This is a genomic window from Streptomyces niveiscabiei (assembly GCF_001419795.1).
GTDB classification, from domain to species: Bacteria; Actinomycetota; Actinomycetes; order Streptomycetales; family Streptomycetaceae; genus Streptomyces; species Streptomyces niveiscabiei.
The window spans coordinates 1-2625 of the sequence record NZ_LIRL01001031.1; the positions used below are offsets into that span (position 1 = coordinate 1).

Here is a 2625-nt window from a genome sequence, read left to right on the forward strand (position 1 = left end):
TCACCGTCACCGTCCGCGCCGCACAGGCCGAGACCCCGACCGACCTGCGCATGGCCGACTTCGCCCACCTCTGCGCACAGCTCGACACCGCCACCGGCTTCGGAACCCTGGAGGCGTACCGGGCCAGCCTCGACGACCTCAACGACGACGTCATCGAGGGCGACCTCCTGGCACAGACGGTCCTCAAGTACGCCGCCGAACTCGCCCCGGGCGAAGAGGTCCGGATGACGTCGGCGGAATGGCTGCACCACCTGACCGCCCTCTACAGCGGTGAGGAATGCCGTCCCCTGCCCAAGGGCTGGCCCACCACCGGCAAAGTCCTCTCCGACCGGCTCAGGCGTATCCAGCCCACCCTGGCCGCACGCGGCGTCCTGGTCGACTGGGGCCGCACCAGCGCCGCCCGCTACATCGAGATTGGCCGCCAAGCCCCGCCCCCGCCGCCCGCGCAGCAGACCGCCTTCTGACGCCCGCCCGCCCGGCCAGGCGGGCGGCGGACAAGCAAGAGGAGCACGCCGGGCCGGGGGTGCTCCTCTTGCTGTTCGGCGGCACCGCCGCCCTGCACAAGTCGCGCCGCGAAGCGGCCCCTTCTTCAAGCCCTGACCGGACGTAAAACCACAGACACCACCCCCCTTTTCTTTTTCCCAAGCAGGGAAGATCTGCGTCACCGCGTCACCACAGGCCCGACAGACGGCCCCTGACCTGCGGCGACATCCGGTGACGCAGACCGTGAATCCCGCGTCATCCCGCGTCACTGCGTCACCCCCTGACGGACGGCCCGTGTCACGGGTGACGCACCCCCTACCGCGCTGCGTCACCCAAACCCGCAGGTCAGAACCCTGGTTGACGCAGGTGACGCGATGACGCAGAAATCCCCGCTTCGGACACACACGCCCCCTCCCATGAGCCGAAGGAGCGACACGCCCATGTCCACGGCCCACCCCGCCGAAGACACCACCTTGGTCCTCCTCAAGGTCGAAGAAGCCGCCCGCCGACTCCGCATCGGCCGAACCACCTGCTTCGAACTCATCCGCACCGGAGAACTGGAGTCCGTCATGGTCGGCCGACTCCGTCGCGTCCCCGCCGACGCGCCCGCCGCCTACGCGGCCCGCCTCCGAACCGCCCAACGCGCCGCTTGACGACGCACGGGGCGGCGGCTCTCCGACAGGGGCCCGCCGCCCCGGCCCCATCTCCACCCCGACACGCACGAAAGCAGGAGCCTGCCTGTGGCAGAGGAAAAGAAGCGGACCCGCCGCGCCAACGGCGAAACGGCGATCTACCTCGGAGCGGACGGCCGTTGGCACGCCCGCGTCCCGATGGGCTACAAGGACGACGGGGAGCCCTACCGCAGGCACATCACCCGCACCACGGAAGACGCCCTGAAAGATGAGGTCAAGCGGCTGGAGAAGCAGCGCGACCAGGGCACGGCCCAACAGCCCGGAAAGCTGTGGACGGTCGGAAAGTGGCTGCTCCACTGGGTCGAGAACATCGCCAAGCCGACCGTCAGCGAGAACACGTACGACGGCTACGAGGTCGCCGTTCGCGTCCATCTCGTTCCCGGCGTCGGCAAGCACCGCCTCGACCGCTTGCAGCCCGAGCACTTGGAAAGCCTGTACCGCCGAATGCAGGCGAACGGGGAGCGCAAGGCCGGTACGGCTCACCAGGTCCACCGCACCGCCCGAACCGCGCTGGGGGAGGCGGTACGGCGCGGCTACGCGGCGAAGAACGCCGCGTCGTTGGCGAAGCCACCCCGGATGGAAGAGGACGAGAACGAGGTAGAGCCCTACTCCGTCGAAGAAGTCCAGTGCCTGTTGCTCGAAGCCAACAAGCGCCGGAACAGCGCCCGTTGGGTGCTGGCGCTGGCGCTCGGTCTGCGGCAGGGCGAGACGCTCGGACTGCGCTGGGTAGACGTCGACCTGGATAACGAGTACCTCAAACTGCGCCGGAACCGTCTGCGCCCCCGGTACAAGCACGGGTGCCCGGAATCCTCGCCGTGCGGCAGGAAGGCGGGGTACTGCCCGAGCAGGGAGCAGACCCGCCGCGAGACCAAGAACACCAAGTCCCGCGCCGGCCGCCGCGCCGTCCCCCTGCCCGGCCCACTGGTCGCCATGCTCCGCGCACACGCCGAGATCCAGAAGCGCGAGCGCAAAGCGGCCGGCGACCTGTGGACCGAATCGGACTACGTGTTCACCAAGCCCCTGGGTGGCCCGCTCAGCCCGAACACGGACTATCACGACTGGAAGCACCTATTGGAAGACGCCAGTGTTCGGGACGCCCGGCTGCACGACGCCCGGCACACGGCCGCGACCGTGCTCATGCTGCTCGGTGTCCCGGACCGCGTCATCGACCAGATCATGGGATGGGAGCCGGGCACCTCCGTGAGCATGAGGGCGCGCTACCTGCACGTGCCGGACGCCATGCTCAAGGACGTCGCCCGGAAGATCGCCGAAGCCATCTGGGGACCCCCGGAGACACCCGCTGTGGACAAAAACCAGGACAACGAGGTCTGAGGACAACGTCGAAGGGCCCCACCCTGAGGTGGGGCCCTTCGACATCGTGCCCGGTGAGGCACTGGCGGAGGATACGAGATTCGAACTCGTGAGGGGTTGCCCCCAACACGCTTTCCAA

General features: G+C 68.8%; 2 protein-coding genes and 1 pseudogene. All 3 read left to right on the top strand.

Annotated elements, in window-relative coordinates; all coding sequences use genetic code 11:
• Positions 1 to 464 (top strand): annotated as a pseudogene (locus AOK24_RS39170) (ATP-binding protein); the annotation flags it as partial.
• Between the two features lie 459 nt (positions 465 to 923).
• The gene (locus AOK24_RS39175) at positions 924 to 1136 is read left to right on the top strand and encodes an excisionase family DNA-binding protein (RefSeq protein ID WP_055724693.1); all 213 of its coding nucleotides are present in this window, start codon (positions 924 to 926) and stop codon (positions 1134 to 1136) included.
• 87 nt (positions 1137 to 1223) lie between these two features.
• Positions 1224 to 2507 (top strand): tyrosine-type recombinase/integrase, encoded by a 1284-nt coding sequence (locus tag AOK24_RS39180; protein ID WP_055724694.1) that lies wholly within the window; start codon positions 1224 to 1226, stop codon positions 2505 to 2507.
• Positions 2508 to 2625: the final 118 nt, after the last annotated feature.

Bases quoted from the DNA above. Each gene is read 5' to 3' on its own strand.
- AOK24_RS39175 (WP_055724693.1), top strand. From the start codon at position 924: ATGTCCACGGCCCACCCCGCCGAAGACACCACCTTGGTCCTCCTCAAG.